Origin of the sequence: Rhizobium sp. Rhizsp82 (assembly GCF_047325115.1) — a bacterium.
In the GTDB taxonomy this organism is placed as follows: Bacteria; Pseudomonadota; Alphaproteobacteria; order Rhizobiales; family Rhizobiaceae; genus Rhizobium.
In genome coordinates, this window is sequence record NZ_CP168570.1 from 3,457,464 (window position 1) to 3,472,561 (window position 15,098).

General features: G+C 62.6%; 13 protein-coding genes. 3 read left to right on the top strand and 10 right to left on the bottom strand.

What is annotated here, in order from left to right; genetic code table 11:
* Positions 1-15: 15 nt before the first annotated feature.
* The gene (queF, locus tag ACEN84_RS22240; RefSeq protein ID WP_112719382.1) at positions 16-480 is read right to left on the bottom strand and encodes a preQ(1) synthase; all 465 of its coding nucleotides are present in this window, start codon (positions 478-480) and stop codon (positions 16-18) included.
* Positions 480-1,394, bottom strand: coding sequence for a CDF family cation efflux transporter EmfA (gene emfA / locus ACEN84_RS22245; protein WP_413709934.1), 915 nt, complete (start codon positions 1,392-1,394; stop codon positions 480-482). The genes queF and emfA overlap by 1 nt, the downstream gene beginning before the upstream one ends.
* 202 nt (positions 1,395-1,596) lie before the next feature.
* On the opposite strand from emfA, the gene ACEN84_RS22250 reads away from it, so the two are divergent.
* Both ACEN84_RS22250 and ACEN84_RS22255 read left to right on the top strand, forming a co-directional pair.
* Entirely contained in the window at positions 1,597-2,085 is a 489-nt protein-coding gene (locus ACEN84_RS22250) for a MarR family winged helix-turn-helix transcriptional regulator (RefSeq protein WP_203428417.1), read from the top strand.
* Positions 2,085-2,765 carry a GNAT family N-acetyltransferase gene (locus tag ACEN84_RS22255; protein WP_413709935.1) on the top strand — a complete coding sequence of 227 codons (681 nt, stop codon included), beginning with the start codon at positions 2,085-2,087 and terminating at the stop codon, positions 2,763-2,765. Before ACEN84_RS22250 ends, ACEN84_RS22255 begins: the two co-directional genes overlap by 1 nt.
* 21 nt (positions 2,766-2,786) lie before the next feature.
* On the opposite strand, the gene ACEN84_RS22260 is transcribed toward ACEN84_RS22255, so the two are convergent.
* The 7 genes from ACEN84_RS22260 to ACEN84_RS22290 form a co-directional block, all read right to left on the bottom strand.
* A complete protein-coding gene (locus ACEN84_RS22260; protein WP_413709936.1) occupies positions 2,787-3,440 on the bottom strand; it encodes an Isoquinoline 1-oxidoreductase subunit in 654 nt (217 codons plus the stop codon).
* 11 nt (positions 3,441-3,451) lie between these two features.
* Positions 3,452-5,611: a molybdopterin cofactor-binding domain-containing protein gene (locus ACEN84_RS22265; protein WP_413709937.1), complete on the bottom strand. Its 2,160-nt coding sequence runs from the start codon at positions 5,609-5,611 to the stop codon at positions 3,452-3,454.
* A 3-nt stretch (positions 5,612-5,614) separates the two neighbouring features.
* Positions 5,615-6,073, bottom strand: coding sequence for a (2Fe-2S)-binding protein (locus ACEN84_RS22270; protein ID WP_413709938.1), 459 nt, complete (start codon positions 6,071-6,073; stop codon positions 5,615-5,617).
* Between the two features lie 140 nt (positions 6,074-6,213).
* Entirely contained in the window at positions 6,214-6,909 is a 696-nt protein-coding gene (locus tag ACEN84_RS22275; protein ID WP_413709939.1) for a DUF2161 domain-containing phosphodiesterase, read from the bottom strand.
* A 3-nt stretch (positions 6,910-6,912) separates the two neighbouring features.
* Positions 6,913-7,152 (bottom strand): hypothetical protein, encoded by a 240-nt coding sequence (locus tag ACEN84_RS22280; protein ID WP_112719389.1) that lies wholly within the window; start codon positions 7,150-7,152, stop codon positions 6,913-6,915.
* A 296-nt stretch (positions 7,153-7,448) separates the two neighbouring features.
* Complete coding sequence (locus ACEN84_RS22285) at positions 7,449-9,638, bottom strand: anthranilate synthase (protein ID WP_413709940.1); 2,190 nt, start codon at positions 9,636-9,638, stop codon at positions 7,449-7,451.
* 253 nt (positions 9,639-9,891) lie between these two features.
* Positions 9,892-12,003, bottom strand: coding sequence for a TonB-dependent receptor domain-containing protein (locus ACEN84_RS22290; RefSeq protein WP_413709941.1), 2,112 nt, complete (start codon positions 12,001-12,003; stop codon positions 9,892-9,894).
* Between the two features lie 308 nt (positions 12,004-12,311).
* On the opposite strand from ACEN84_RS22290, the gene ACEN84_RS22295 reads away from it, so the two are divergent.
* Complete coding sequence (locus ACEN84_RS22295) at positions 12,312-13,187, top strand: extensin family protein (RefSeq protein WP_413711342.1); 876 nt, start codon at positions 12,312-12,314, stop codon at positions 13,185-13,187.
* 80 nt (positions 13,188-13,267) lie between these two features.
* Here ACEN84_RS22295 and ACEN84_RS22300 read toward each other — a convergent pair whose 3' ends face one another.
* Positions 13,268-14,944, bottom strand: a complete 1,677-nt coding sequence (locus tag ACEN84_RS22300; RefSeq protein WP_413709942.1) for a formate--tetrahydrofolate ligase — start codon at positions 14,942-14,944, stop codon at positions 13,268-13,270.
* Between the last annotated feature and the right edge of the window lie 154 nt (positions 14,945-15,098).

Genomic DNA, 15,098 nt, shown 5'->3' on the forward strand with positions numbered 1-15,098 from the left:
CGCCTCAATCTCTCATCAGCCGCGGCCGCGATACGTCGCGACACCCTGATCCGGCAGCCAGACATTTTCCGGCGGCTTGCCGGTCTGCCAGAAGACGTCGATCGGGATGCCGCCGCGCGGATACCAGTAGGCGCCGATGCGCAGCCACTTCGGGTCGAGCAGTTCGACGATGCGCTTGGCGATATAGATCGAGCAGTCCTCGTGGAAGGCGCCGTGATTGCGGAAGGAATGCAGGAAGAGCTTCAGCGACTTCGATTCCACCAGCCACTCATTGGGGATGTAATCGATGACGATATGAGCGAAATCCGGCTGCCCGGTCATCGGGCAGAGCGAGGTGAATTCCGGCGCGGTGAAACGCACGACGAAATCGGTGCCCGCCTGATTGGACGGCACCTTTTCGAGAACGGCTTCCTCGGGAGACTTCGCTGTCTCCGTCTGGTGACCCAGCATGGACAGGCTGGAGACATCGGTTTCAGGCATTATGCTTCCTTTATGACTTTGACGCGCAGCCCATGGGCCTTTTCGCCCTCCGGCTCGACGTGAATGGCAATGCTGGCGCCCGGATGCACCGCGCGGATGGCATCTTCAAGGCGGTCGCAGATATCGTGGGCTTCGCGCACCGACATATCAGCCGGAACGACCATGTGAAAGTCCACGAAGGTCACCGACCCTGCCCGGCGCGTCTTCAGGTCGTGGACACCGAGAGACCCCTGCGCATGCGTGGCGATCGCCTGCTTGATCGCCTCTTCCTCATCGGGTTCCGCCGCATGGTCCATCAGGCCGCCGATCGAATGCGAGATCACTTTGTAGCCCTGGTAGAGAATGTTGATGGCGACGAGGATGGCGAGCACCGGGTCGAAGATCGGATAACCGGTCGCCAGCGCCAGAAGCAGGCCGGCGAGCACGCCGACCGAAGTCACCACATCCGACATGATATGCTGGCCGTCAGCCGTCAGCGCCGCCGAGCGGTACTGCCTGCCGACGCGGATCAACAGCCGCGCCCAGACGAAATTGATAACGCCGGCCGCGAAGTTGATGGCCAGACCCAGCGCCGGCGCTTCCAGCATCTTCGGCTCGGCGAGATAGCCGACGGATTCCTTGACGATCAACAGGGCGGCGACGACGATCAGCACGCCCTCCGTGACCGCCGAGAGATACTCCGCCTTGTGGTGGCCAAACGGGTGGTCGTGGTCGGCCGGCTTCTGCGCATAGCGGATGACGAAGAAGGCGATGAAGGCCGCCACCACGTTGACGAAGGATTCCAGTCCATCGGAGAGCAGTGCCACGGAGCCCGTCACCCACCAGGCGACCAGCTTCAATCCCATGACCCCGAGCGACATCGGAATGCCCCAGAATGCCAGCCGGCGGACGGTCAGGTTACCTTGTTCGTTCATCGCTTATCCCTCTGCGGATGCGAATGAATTGCAGCATCTAGCCCATTCAAACGCAAAACCGCCCGCGCGAAAATCGCGCAGGCGGCCAATGCGGTCCATATGGTTCAAGCCAGCCGGTTTGTCAAAGGTCAAAAGCCGCAAATCCCGTTTGACGAAATTTACATAACACGTTATATAACTTCGCATGCAAATGGAGCTGACAGTGATCGAAGACATCGTGCGGACCTCAGGATTCCTGACGCTCGGCAGCAGGCTGCGCCGTATCGGCGAACGGCTGCAGGCCGATACCCAGCAGTTCATCGACGAGGCTGGCCTCGGCATACAGGCCGGGCAATATCCGTTCCTCGCCGCGATCGATCGCGCCGGACCGCTGACGATCGGCGAGCTCGCCCAGTCGGTCGGCATCACCCAGCCGGGCGCCACGCGCACCGTCGGCCAGCTTTTGGAACTCGAGCTCGTCGCCATAGAGCCTTCGGCCAGCGACCAGCGCCGCAAGCTCGTCTCGCTGACGCCGCGCGGCCAAGAACTCATCGATCTGTCGCGCGCCGAAATCTGGCCGCGCATCGCCGCCGCCGTCACCGATCTTTGCGGCAGCCTCGACGGCCCGATCCTCGATCAACTCTCTGCCATTGAAGACGGCCTCGCCGCGGCCCCCCTCATCCGCCGCGCTCCGGCCAAGGAGACGAAATAATGCCCCATATCCTCGACCGCCCGATCTGGAACGCGCTGCAGACGGAACATGCCGGGCTTGCCGAAGGCGGCGCGCTCGCCCGACGCTACCCGCCATCGATCGTGCCTTTCGCCGCCGCCAGCGATAATAGCAGCGAGAGCTTGGAAGCCTTGGCGAAACTCGCCGCCGCCGGCGAGGTGATGGCGCTGGTCGAGCCCGAGGCGATCGTCATCCCCGATGGTTTCGACATCGTCGGCGAAGCCACGCTCGTGCAGATGATCGGCAGCACGCCGCATGCGGAAATCTCCGATCCGCGCATCGTCAGGCTGACCGAAACCGATGCTGCCGAGATGCTGGCGCTCGCCCAGCTGACCAAGCCCGGCCCCTTCACTCTCGGCGCACAGAAGCTCGGCGCCTTCTGGGGCATCAAGGAAGACGGCAGGCTGATCGCCATGGGCGGCCAGCGGCTGCGCCAGACCGGCTTCACCGAACTCAGCGGCCTCTGCACCCATCCGGACTTCCAGGGCAAGGGCCTGGGCAAGCTGATGTTCCGCTATGTCGCCGGCCAGATCGCCGCAAGCGGCGCGACGACCTATCTCCACGTCAACGCCATCAACAGCGGCGCGATCGCGCTCTACAAGGCGCTCGGCTTCGAACAGCGCTGGGAGCTGAACCTTAGGATTATCAAGCGCCGGCCATGACCGGCGCCTGAAGGCTCAACCTCAGCCCGCCGGGCAGGCCGCGCCGGTATCGACCCAGGCCTTGATCAGCTCGCCGAACTCGGCCTGCGTTCCCGGCGCCGGCTCGCGCCCATCACCGGGGTTCCAGCCCCAGCCGACCAGGCTGTCATGCGACATGTGCTCGACGATCTTCGAAAGGTCGCGGCCGCCATTGCGTTTCGGGTCCTTCAGCTGCTGGCAGATCTCGCCAAGCGACTTGCCGACCCAGGCCATCTCGATCGGCGCCAGATGCCAGGCGGGATTGCCGGGGATGCTCTTCAGCGTCGGAGACTGGCCGACGATCGCTGCATTCTCCGGTCCGTGGCAGGTGTTGCACATCATGCCCGGAACGCCCATGCCGCCATCGCCGCGCGTCACCGGCGGCTGGTGCGGATGCATCGCCATCGTCTGCAGCGGCCGGTCGCCCGCCGGATGGCAGTTCAGACATCGCGGATGCTCGATCACCTTTCCCGCCTCTTCGAACAGCGCCACCGAACGCGCCTTCTGATCGGCGATCGATGCGAAGGAGGCGACCGGCTTCAGGGTCGTCTTGTCGGATGCCGGCGCCGTCTGCGCCAGCGCCATGAACGATACGGGCAAGGCCGCAAGAAGGGAAAGACCGCCTGCCATGCAGGCGAGTGCCAATCTGCTTGTCATACCGGCCTCCCTCAGCTCGTCGCCACGGCAACGATCGGCAGGCTGCGCACCGGCGCACCGGTGAGCCGCCGCCAGGCATTGGCCGTCGCCGGCCCGACCGGTGGCACGCCCGGCTCTCCCACCCCTGTCGGTGGTTCGCCGGATTTGATGACAGCGACCTCCACATCCGGCATCTCGTTGATGCGAATCGAGCGGTAATCGTGGAAATTCGACTGCATGATCGCGCCACCCTCACCCAATGTCACCGCATCGAAGAGCACCGCACCGAGCCCATAGCCGATGCCGCCTTCCATCTGCGCCTTGATGACATTCGGATTGATCGCCACGCCGCAATCGACCGCGCACCAGACCTTGTGCACCCGCGGCGCCCCATCGGCGCCGGCGGAAACCTCGACCACCTGGCCGACATAGGTATTGAAGCTCTTGACCACGGCAACGCCGCGCTGACGGCCTTCCGGGACCTTCCCGCCCCAATCGGCCAGCTCCGCCGCCTTCTTCAGCACACCGGCATAGCGCGGGTCTTCCGTCAGCTGCTCGAGCCGCCCTTCCACGGGATCCTTGCCAACCATCTGGAAGAGCTCGTCGAGGAAGGTCTCGACGGCAAAACCGGTATGGGTATGGCCGACCGACCGCCACCAGAGCGGCGGGATCGCGAGCTTCACATTATGCGAGGTCACCCTGAGGTTCGGCACGTCATAAGGCAGGTCCGAGGCGCCCTCGACCGAGGTGCTGTCGAGATCGGCCTTGCCCATGATCGACTGCCCGACGATCGCCTGGTCCCAGGCAACGATCCGGCCATCGGCATTGATGGCGCCCCGCATCTTGTGGAGATACATCGGCCGGTAATAGCCGCCGCGAATATCGTCCTCGCGCGTCCACATATGCTTGACCGGCCGCGACTGATCGGTGGCGGCGAAAACCGACGCCGCCTCCTGCATATAGGGCGAGCCGAACTGCGCCTTGCGCCCGAAGCTGCCGCCGGTGATCTGCGTATTCAGCCGCACCTTGGCGGGATCGATGCCGGTGATCTTCGCCGCCGTCGCCTTGTCCATGCCGGGGAACTGCGCCCCGTTATAGACATCGAGACTGCCATCCGCCGCCTTGATGAACACCGCGTCGAGCGGCTCCATCGGCGCATGCGCCAGGAACGGGAAGATGATCTGCGCCTCCAGCGTCTTCAGCCCGGCATCGGTGAAGGCCTTTTCGACATCGCCCTTCTCCGAAGCGGTGATCCCCATCTCGCCGAGCGCCTTGGCATAATCGGCCGAAAGCTGATTGCTGGAGCGCGTCTCCGCCTTCGACAGATCCCAATCGACCTTCAGCACGGAGCGGCCCTTCAGCGCCGCAAAGGTGTTGTCGGCATAGACGGCAACGCCCTGCGGCAGCTGCTTGACGTCGACGACGCCCTTCACCTTGCGGGCCTCGCTGTCGTCGAAGGATTTCACCGCCGCACCGAAATGGTTCGGATGGGCGACGACGGCAACGAGCAGATTGTTCGGCACGATATCCAGCGTATAGACCGCCTGTCCGTTGGTCTTCGATACCGTATCGAGCTTCGGCAGCTCTTGGCCGATCAGTGTGAACTTCGAGGGATCCTTGAGCTTCACATCGGCCGGCGGCTTGATACCGGCGGCCTTGGTGGCCAGCGCACCGAAACCACTCTCTTTGCCGGAGGCCGCATGCTTGACCCGACCTTTCTCGACGGTGATTTCTCCGGCCGGAACCTTCCACTCATCGGCTGCAGCCGCCACCAGCATGGCGCGTGCGGTCGCACCCGCCTGCCGGAACTGTTCGTAGGAATTGGCGATCGATGACGACCCGCCCGTCCCCTGAAGACCAAAGGCGAGGTTCGCATAGACCTTGTCGTCGGCCGGCGAATGCACCGCGCGCATCTGCCCCCAATCGGCATCGAGCTCTTCGGCAACCAGCGTCGCGAGACCCGTGAATGGCCCCTGCCCGAATTCGATATGCTTGGAGAGGATCGTCACCGTATCGTCGGTGCCGATCCTGACGAATGTGTTCAGCGTCACCAGCGCGTCCGCGCCGCCCGCCTGCACACCCTTCTCGGCGGCAAAGGCCGAGGTCTTCGGCATCAGCGCAAAGCCGATCACTAGGCCGCCGGTACCGGCAAGAAAGCCGCGGCGTGTCGTTGCAATCTCCTGAATGGTCATGGCTCAACCCTCCATCGACTGGGCGGCATTGTGGATGGCCGCGCGGATCCGGTGGTAGGTGGCGCATCGACAGATATTCCCGGCCATCGCGCCGTCGATATCCTCGTCGGTCGGTTTGGGGATGTTCTGCAGCAGCGAGACGGCCGACATGATCTGGCCGGATTGACAGTATCCGCATTGCGGCACGTCGATCTTCACCCAGGCGGCCTTTACCGCATCGGCCTCCTTGCCCTCGACACCCTCGATCGTGAAGATCTCCGATCCGTCGACGGTCGAGATCTGGGTGATGCAGGAACGGCGCGTGAAGCCATCCATATGCACGGTGCAGGCGCCGCATTGGGCAACGCCGCAGCCATATTTCGTGCCTGTCAGCTTTTCGAAATCCCGGATCACCCACAGGAGCGGCGTATCCGGATCGCCGTCGAAAGTCTTCGTCTGTCCATTGAGCGTGAAAGTAACCATGGTCGAGCCTCGGGGAATTTGGCTGGACCCATTGCGGCCCCAGCGAGCATCGCAGCTTTGTTCACGACGAATAAGCTAGGGCGACGCAAATCCTCGGCCATGGCAAGAAATGATAAAAGCGGCGCCCCGGGCGCCTGCGATCACGCGCCTTCCGAGGGCGCCTCACCACTATCGGCAGCAAAGACCACAGTCTGCGGCCAGCGAAGCAGCGCCTCGGCGCCCGCTGGCGTCAGAGCATAGACGCCCTTGTCCAGCCGCTCGAACCAGCCATAGACATTGCCGAGCAGGATCTTCCCGGCATCCGGCGCCTGCGCCTTCATGTCCCGCGGCCGCGCCAGTCCCTGTTGAAGTGCCGCGGCACAGATCAGCGCCTGCTGTCGATAGGCCGTCATCTGCGGCACGCGCGTGCTGCCGCCGAGTACGGGATCGCCACGGCGGCGCTGATGCTCCCGCACCAGCCGCGACCGCCGCTTCGGATTGGTCCGCGGCATCGGCGATATCGAGGAGACGATGACGCTGACCTCGCCGGTATCGGAAACGCCGAGCATGCCGATCCCCAGCCTGCGGCAGAGATCGCGATAGCGCTTGTCCGCCTCGCGCCCCCGCCCCTTGGCCGAGACCTTTGCGGCGATCCACACCTCGTCGCTCATCGCCGCCCGGTCCACCGCCTGCAGCACCAGCTCCAGATTGAAGCTCAGCTTCAGCTCGCAGACGACGACCACCGTCGGATCGCCCTCGCTCAGCCCGACGAGATCGCAGCCGCCGATCTCGCCCTTGACGGCATAGCCCGCCGCCTCGAGAAACGCCTTGACCGGAAGATAGAGCGAGGTTTCCATCGGTTACGCAGGATTGAGATCGGCGATCTCGCCATGCCGCGCCAGCAGCCGCGGCGACGACATGTCACCGGATTCCTCATCGACGATCACCGCATAGGCGGCCACGCCAACGAAACGCGCCGCCATCGAGCTCGCGATCTTCTCCGCGCTCACCGCATTCGACGCCTGCCGCATCTCGCCCGGCACCAGGTTTCCCCGGTTCTTGCGATACGGGAGCACGATAAACTTCTCAGCATTGGCCACGGCGACATTCCTCATTTGTTGTTCGCGAAATGTTCCGATTTGCGGGGAGATGTCAATGGTGGAAGTGGATGGGGCTGAGGGTGCGGTACGGCACCCCCCTCTGCCCTGCCGGGCATCTCCCCCACAAGGAGGGAGATCGGCCAGTGGCACGGCCTCAGCCGACAATGAAGCTTTTCGTCACGGCGCAAGAGTGGAGCGAGCGGCCGCCCCCAGCCAATCTCCCCACCTGTGGGGGAGATGGCCGGCAAGCCAGAGGGGGGCTTGCGAGGCACAACGCTCCCCGAAAACACGCAGACTCAAGCAGCCTTCGTCTTCGCCTTCCGCGCCAGATGCGCGACAACATTCTCGATCATCCGCATGCCGGCATCGCCGCCGAGCGTCATGATCGATTCCGGGTGGAACTGCACCGCGGCGATCGGCTCCTTGGTGTGCTCGATGCCCATGATCGTGCCGTCCTCGCTTTCCGCGGTGATCATGAAATCACGCGGCAGGGTCGAGGGATCGGCGAAGATCGAGTGGTAACGGCCGACGGTGACTTCCTTGGAAAGACCCGAGAACACGATGCCCGGCTCCAGCACGCGGATGCGCGACGGCTTGCCGTGCATCGGCAGCGCCAGATGCCGCAGCTCGCCGCCATAAGCTTCGGCGAGTGCCTGCAGGCCGAGGCAGACGCCGAAGATCGGCAGGTTGCGGGCGCGCGCCTTTTTGATCGTCGCCTTGCAGTCGAAATCCTTGGGATTGCCGGGTCCCGGCGACAGCACGACGAGATCCGGGTTCAGCCGGTCGAAGATTTCCTCCGGCACCGGCGTGCGCACGGTCGAGACCGTGGCACCCGTCTGGCGGAAGTAATTCGCCAGCGTGTGCACGAAGCTGTCCTCGTGGTCGATGAGCAGGATGTTGACGCCCTTGCCGACGGCAGCGACGTCGCGGCTCACCTTGCCGGAATTGCCGGCCTTGGCATCGCGAATGGCGGAAAGCATAGCGGAGGCCTTCAATTCGGTTTCGGCTTCTTCTTCCTCGGGGATCGAATCGTTGAGCAGCGTTGCCCCTGCCCGTACTTCGGCGATCCCGTCCTTGATGCGCACGGTGCGCAGCGTAAGCCCCGTGTTCATGTCGCCGTTGAAGCCAACCATGCCGATCGCCCCGCCATACCAGGCGCGCGGGCTCTTTTCATGGCTCTCGATGAAGCGCATCGCCCAGAGCTTCGGCGCACCGGTAACGGTGACGGCCCAGGCGTGGCTGAGGAAGCCGTCGAAGGCATCCATGTCGTCCCGCAGGCGACCCTCGATGTGATCGACCGTGTGGATCAGGCGCGAATACATCTCGATCTGGCGGCGGCCGATGACCTTGACCGAACCCGGCTCGCAGACGCGGCTCTTGTCGTTGCGGTCGACGTCGGAGCACATCGTCAGCTCGGACTCGTCCTTCTTGGAATTCAGGAGCTTCAGGATCTGTTCGCTGTCGGCGATCGGATCGTCGCCGCGCTTGATCGTGCCCGAGATCGGGCAGGTCTCGATGCGGCGCCCGGAAACGCGCACGAACATCTCAGGCGAAGCGCCGACCAGATATTCCTGGTTTCCGAGATTGATGAAGAACGAATAGGGCGACGGATTGATCGCCTTCAGCCGCTTGGAAATGTCTGATGGCTTGCTGTCGCAGCGCTCCATGAACTTCTGGCCGGGCACGACTTCGAACAGATCGCCGCGGCGGAAGCTTTCCTTCGCCTTGAACACAAGCTCGGCATATTCGCCGGGGCGGTGGTCGCTCTTCGGCGGAATGGCATCGGTGCGCACGAAGGGCTCGGAAGCGATATCGCCCTGCTTGCCTTCGGTGGAGACACCGCCCTTGGCAAAGTCGTAGCGATCGACCCACGCCTTGGCGGAGTAATTGTCGACGACGAGAATTTCGTCCGGCAGGTAGAGCACCATGTCGCGCTGGTCATCAGGGCGCTTCAGCTTCAGGTCGATCGCGTCGAACTGGAAGGCAAGGTCGTAGCCGAAGGCGCCATAGAGGCCGAGGCTGGCATCGGCCTGCGAATAGAAGAGATCGGTGACGGCGCGCAGTACGGTGAACACCGTCGGCATCTTCGAGCGCTCTTCCTCGGTGAACACCCGGTCGGGCAGCTTCACCTTGAGATCGAGGCGGCGGGCGGTGGAGGCGCCGAGCTCCAGCTCGCGCACGGTCTTCAGGCGCTCGGTGACGAAGCCGAGCAGCACTTCGCCGCGCTCGTTGTAGGCTTCGATCCAGACATCGCGGCCGAAGGAGGAAATGCCGAGCGGCGGATCGACGACGGCGGTATCCCAGCGCGTATAGCGGCCCGGATATTCGTAATTCGACGAGAAGACGGCGCCGCGGCGCTCATCGAGCTTCTCGACATAGGAGACGACGGCATCGGCATAGGGGATCGGCCGCCGCTGCCGGGTGACGGAGATGCCACCCTTGGTCTCGTAGATTTCCGCACCATCATCCCGAAGGATCGTAACCATAGTTCCACTCCGTTATCGGGCCCGGACGAAAGGCGGCCATAAAACAAAAAAGCCGCCTCGAAGTTTCGGGCGGCTCACTCGTCGTCTGAAGACACGATTGGTCGAGGCCGCCTCAGCGAGCCCACCACCAAACTGCAATGTTCTTAGACATGTTCATGGGCGAAATTGTTAGCGTGAGATGAGGGAGAGCGCAAGAGGCGAATGTGGAATGAAAAAGGGCGGCCCGTCGGCCGCCCTTTCCGCGAAGCATCGATCAGAATTTGGCCTTGGCCGTCAGCATGAAGGTACGTCCGCGGCCGGTCTCGACGGCACTGCCTGCAATCGTGCTAGATGCCGGCGTATAGGCCTTGTCGAAGACGTTCGTAACGCTGGCGGTCACTTCGAAGCCCTTCTCGAACTTATAGTTCGCGAAGAGATCGACGAGGCCGTAGCCAGGCTTGTAAGGGCTCGCACCCGCCGCCACGTTGACGTCGCCGATATTCGCGCGGCTGGCCGCGTAAAGGCGCGTGCCGACAGTCAGGCGCTGATCTTCCAGGAAGCGTGCGCCAAGCGTTGCGGTGAAGATGTCGTCAGGCAGATAGGACTGGACGCCGAAGCCGTTGACCTGGGACGGCAGGTCCGTATCGGTGTGCGTATAGGACAAATCGCCGAAGACAAAGCCGGCGTCATAACCAGCCTGGATTTCGATACCCTGCACGGTGGATGTACCGGGATTATTGACGAAGTAGACACCCCCCATCGGCGTGAATGCAGCCGTGATGTAGTTGTCGACCCGGTCGTAGAAATAGTTCGCCTTGAAGCGGAAGCTATCGCCGGAATCAAACAGTCCATCGACTTTGATGTTCGCGCCAATTTCCCAGCCCTTCGAGACTTCCGGCTCCAGGAACGGGTTCGGGAAAAACGCCATGAAGCCACCGGGGTGATCGCCACCCACAAAGGTTTCGTTGATCGTCGGTGCACGCATGGTTTCGGCATATGTCACGTAGGGCTGCAGCCAGTCGGTGGCATTGACGGCGAGCGTAACGCTCGGGTCCAGCCTGCCGTCCGAGCGATCGACACTGTAGGGGCCAGCCGGCATGCCGAGCGGGTTGAGCGCCGTAACCGCACCCGATCCGCTGAGGTCAAAGTGATCGTAGCGAAGGCCAAGCGTCAAATCTGCAATTCCGTAGGTAAAGGTCGTGCTGTTGAAGACACCGAGCGTGCCGTTCTTGCCGCTGCCGTTGACGCCGCCGGCCGGCTGCGCCGTGCTGTTCTTCACGTCATAATCGTCGTGAAAATATTCGACGCCGTAGTTCGAGGATACGGAGATATCGCCAAGATCGAATTTCGAGGTATTCGAGACGTCGAAGCCGATGCCGGTATCGGTAATCTCGCGTCCCGCTGCAGATCCGCCGCCTGTCGCGTTCGTATCGTAAGTCATCTTCAGACGGTTATAGTAAAAGCCCGTCTTGAAATCGATGAGGTCGTTGTCGCCGGGCTTGTACTCGTAGGTCGCGCTGAACGTCTTGTTCTTCAGGTTCTGGTAATACGAGTTCGCAAAGAAGTCGTTGTCATAGGTAAGGCCGCCAAGGCGAATGGTATTTTCGGCGTTTGGCGTGATTTCGGCCTTGAGCAATCCTGAAATCAGATCCTCTTCGGTGAACGGCACCTCGACACCATCACCGTTATCGAAGTTCTTCGGGTCGCTCTTGCTGATGCCGCCGACCACGGCGAAGACATCGTTGAACCTGTAGGCACCCACTGCCGATTCCGACCAACCCATGCCGTTGTCGCCAGTGGTTGCGGAAACGATGCCGCCGTAACTCTTGTCGCCCTCGATAAGGTCGTCGACATTGTAGGTTTGGAAATTGACGGAGCCGACCAGGCCGCCGCCGCCGACACCGTTGACCGCGCCGCGCGTGATATCGATGCCTGCGAGGAATGCGGGATCGACATAGGTCAGGCCCTGCGCTTCATGTCCGGTGAAGCGGAAGTTCTGGCGAACACCGTCGATCATCATGTTGACACGGCCGGAGCCTTCGAAGCCGCGGATATTGACTGCAACGCCCGGGTTCTGAGGATTGTTTGCCGTCGAGGTGCCGGGAACGCCGCGCAACAGATCGTCGGTTTCCTGACCAGACTGAAGATCGATCTGGTCAGCTGTAACGGTGCTGGAAGGACCCGCGGTATCATAGGGATCAGATGCCGCCTTGCGGCTGCCCTTGACGATGATCGGAGACAGGAACGTCTCCCCTTCCTTCGCCTGCTGATCATCGGACTGCTGCTCCGCAGGCGCGGCACTCTGCGCGAAGCTGACCGAAGAATGAGAAAGAAGAGCCATCGCCGTGCAAGCAAGCAGCAGCGAACGCGAATTGCGGACAACCATAAAACCAACCCTCTAATGTGATGAAGTACCGGGCTGGCTGGTCGGTTCGCGGGGCGATCGAGGGGCTGGCTAGGCGTTTTTTCAGATTGAGACGGACCCCAAAAATCCGCCTTCTTTTTGCCGCAATAAAAAACATGACTATTTGTGTCAATATATCGCGGCCAATTATCTTGAATAAAATGATCATGTTTTAACGATCGCCGCCGCCGTTGCGAAATTGCAACGAAATCAGCGCGTTTGCGTTGTCCCTCTCGCCGCTAACAGCAACGTGGGATGGGCATGTGAAAATCGCTTCCGCAATCGCCGCCATGAGCCTCGCCGTTTTCGTGCTCTCGGGCGCCACGCTCCCCCGCACCGGGCCGGTGCCGGAAGACAAGCCGCAGGCTGCAGAACCTGCAGCGCCGCAAACCGAGACGCCGCAAGCCCCCGCTCCCATTCCGCAGCCGAAACCCGAAGAGCCGAAGGAAGCGGAGCCCAAGCCCGAATCCAAGCCTGAGCCCACAAAGCCCGAAACAGCCAAGCCGGACGAAACCGCCCCCGCCGGGACAAAGCCGTCGGACGAAAAGCCCGAAGCGCCGAAGGCGGAGACGCTGGAGGAGCAGCATCTGACGATCGAGCCCGAAAGCGATGCCGATCATGCCGATTGCATCAAGGAATTGCAGAGCCTCGGCGTGGTCTTCAAGGAAATCCCGCGCATCGACGACAGCAATGGCTGCGGCATCGACAAGCCGATCGTGCTGTCGGAAGCGCTCCCCGGCATCAAGGTGAAGCCCGAGGCGACGCTGCGCTGCCCGACGGCCCGGGCGCTCGCCCACTGGATGAAGGAAAGCGTCATCCCGGCCGCCGCCGTTGCCGCCAGGGACCAGGGCCGCATTACCACGATCAACCAGGCCTCGGCCTATATCTGCCGCCTGCGCAACAGCGCCGAGACCGGCAAGATCTCCGAACACGCCCGCGGCAACGCCATCGACGTCGCAAGCTTCAGCTTCGAAAAGGGCGAGGACATCGCCGTCAAACCGCGCCGCGAGGATTCGACGCTGACAGGCGCCTTCCAGCGCACCGTCAGTGCCTCAGGCTGCCTCTATTTCTCGACCGTGCTCGACCCCGAAAGCGACGCCGCCCACGAAACCCATTTCCATCTCGATGTGCTGGAGAGGAAGGGCGGATACCGCTATTGTCACTGAAAAAGCAGCTCGCTCAGAGCCTTAGCGTGGGAGAGTGAATCGGAAACTGAACCACCTGATTCAGTTTCCGAAGCTGCCCCTTAGAACAACCCCTCGATATACCCCTGCTCGTTCAGGAATATCCGCTCAGCCGAAGGTGATTTCGGAAGACCCGGCATGGTCATGATCTCGCCGGTGATGACGACGACGAAGCCGGCGCCGGCCGACAGGCGCACTTCGCGCACCGGCACGATATGCCCTTCCGGCGCGCCGCGCAGGTTGGGGTCGGTCGAGAAGGAATATTGCGTCTTCGCCATGCAGACAGGGAGATTGCGGTAGCCCTGCTCTTCCCAGGCGGCGAGCTGGTCGCGCACCGCCTTGTCGGCGGTCACTTCGCCGGCGTGGTAGATCTTCGAGGCGACGATTTCGATCTTCTCGAGCAGCGGCAGGTCGTCGCCATAGAGCGGCTGGAACTTCGCCTGGCCGGAATCGGCAAGCTCGACAACCTTGTGGGCGAGCTCCTCGATACCCGCTGAACCCTCCGCCCAGTGACGGCAGAGGATGGCTTCGGCGCCAAGGCGGGCCACATATTCCTTGACGGCGGCGATCTCGGCCTCGGTATCCGAGACGAAATGATTGATGGCGACGACGACGGGAACGCCGAACTTGCGGACATTCGAGACATGCCGGCCGAGATTGGCGCAGCCCTTCACCAGTGCCGCGACATTCTCGGCGCCAAGGTCTTCCTTCTTCACCCCGCCATTCATCTTCAGCGCCCGCACGGTCGCGACGATCACCGCAGCCGCCGGCTTCAGACCGGCCTTGCGGCATTTGATGTCGAAGAATTTCTCGGCGCCGAGGTCAGCACCGAAACCTGCCTCGGTCACCACGTAATCACCGAGCTTCAATGCCGTCTTGGTGGCGACGACGGAGTTGCAGCCATGGGCGATGTTGGCGAAGGGGCCGCCATGCACGAAGGCCGGATTGTTCTCCAGTGTCTGCACCAGGTTCGGCTGCATCGCGTCCTTGAGGAGAACGGCCATAGCGCCATCCGCCTTCAGGTCGCGGGCATAGACAGGCGTCTTGTCGCGCCGGTAGGCGACGATGATGTTGCCGAGACGCTGTTCCAGATCCTTGAGATCGGAGGCAAGGCAGAGGATCGCCATCACTTCGGAAGCAACGGTGATGTCGAAGCCGCCCTCGCGCGGAAAGCCGTTGGCGACGCCGCCGAGCGAGCTGACCATGCTACGAAGCGCCCGGTCGTTCATGTCCATCACGCGGCGCCAGGTAATGCGGCGGATGTCGATATCCAGCTCGTTGCCCCAATAGATATGGTTGTCGATCATCGCCGCCAGCAGATTATGGGCCGAGGTGATCGCGTGGAAATCGCCGGTGAAATGCAGGTTGATGTCTTCCATCGGCACGACCTGCGCATAGCCGCCGCCGGCCGCCCCGCCCTTGACGCCGAAGCAGGGGCCGAGCGAGGCCTCGCGGATGCAGACGATCGCCTTCTTGCCGATGCGGTTCAGCCCGTCGCCGAGGCCGACCGTCGTCGTCGTCTTCCCCTCGCCCGCCGGCGTCGGGTTGATGGCGGTCACCAGGATCAGCTTGCCATCCGGCTTGTCGACCTGGGCGGCGATGAAGCCGGCGCTGATCTTCGCCTTGTCGTGGCCATAGGGCACCAGATCCTGGTCGGGAATGCCGAGCTTGGCGCCGATTTCGAAGATCGGTTTCTTCTCTGCCGCGCGGGCGATTTCGATGTCGGATTTGATGGCCACGGGGATGTTCCTCGGAATGGTGTTATTGTCCGACCATGCCGCCAAGCCCGCGTCGGAAACAAGACCCCGCATGCCGCTTTTCACGCCGTTCCACGACAATCGGCGCTGCGCCTGCCGCCGGAAACGGCCTTTCATCCTTGATGCGGCACATCGG

Bases quoted from the DNA above. Each gene is read 5' to 3' on its own strand.
- ACEN84_RS22285 (WP_413709940.1), bottom strand. From the start codon at position 9,638: ATGGTTACGATCCTTCGGGATGATGGTGCGGAAATCTACGAGACCAAG.
- ACEN84_RS22270 (WP_413709938.1), bottom strand. From the start codon at position 6,073: ATGGTTACTTTCACGCTCAATGGACAGACGAAGACTTTCGACGGCGAT.
- ACEN84_RS22275 (WP_413709939.1), bottom strand. From the start codon at position 6,909: ATGGAAACCTCGCTCTATCTTCCGGTCAAGGCGTTTCTCGAGGCGGCG.
- queF (WP_112719382.1), bottom strand. From the start codon at position 480: ATGCCTGAAACCGATGTCTCCAGCCTGTCCATGCTGGGTCACCAGACG.
- ACEN84_RS22260 (WP_413709936.1), bottom strand. From the start codon at position 3,440: ATGACAAGCAGATTGGCACTCGCCTGCATGGCAGGCGGTCTTTCCCTT.
- emfA (WP_413709934.1), bottom strand. From the start codon at position 1,394: ATGAACGAACAAGGTAACCTGACCGTCCGCCGGCTGGCATTCTGGGGC.
- ACEN84_RS22295 (WP_413711342.1), top strand. From the start codon at position 12,312: ATGAGCCTCGCCGTTTTCGTGCTCTCGGGCGCCACGCTCCCCCGCACC.
- ACEN84_RS22265 (WP_413709937.1), bottom strand. From the start codon at position 5,611: ATGACCATTCAGGAGATTGCAACGACACGCCGCGGCTTTCTTGCCGGT.
- ACEN84_RS22290 (WP_413709941.1), bottom strand. From the start codon at position 12,003: ATGGTTGTCCGCAATTCGCGTTCGCTGCTGCTTGCTTGCACGGCGATG.
- ACEN84_RS22255 (WP_413709935.1), top strand. From the start codon at position 2,085: ATGCCCCATATCCTCGACCGCCCGATCTGGAACGCGCTGCAGACGGAA.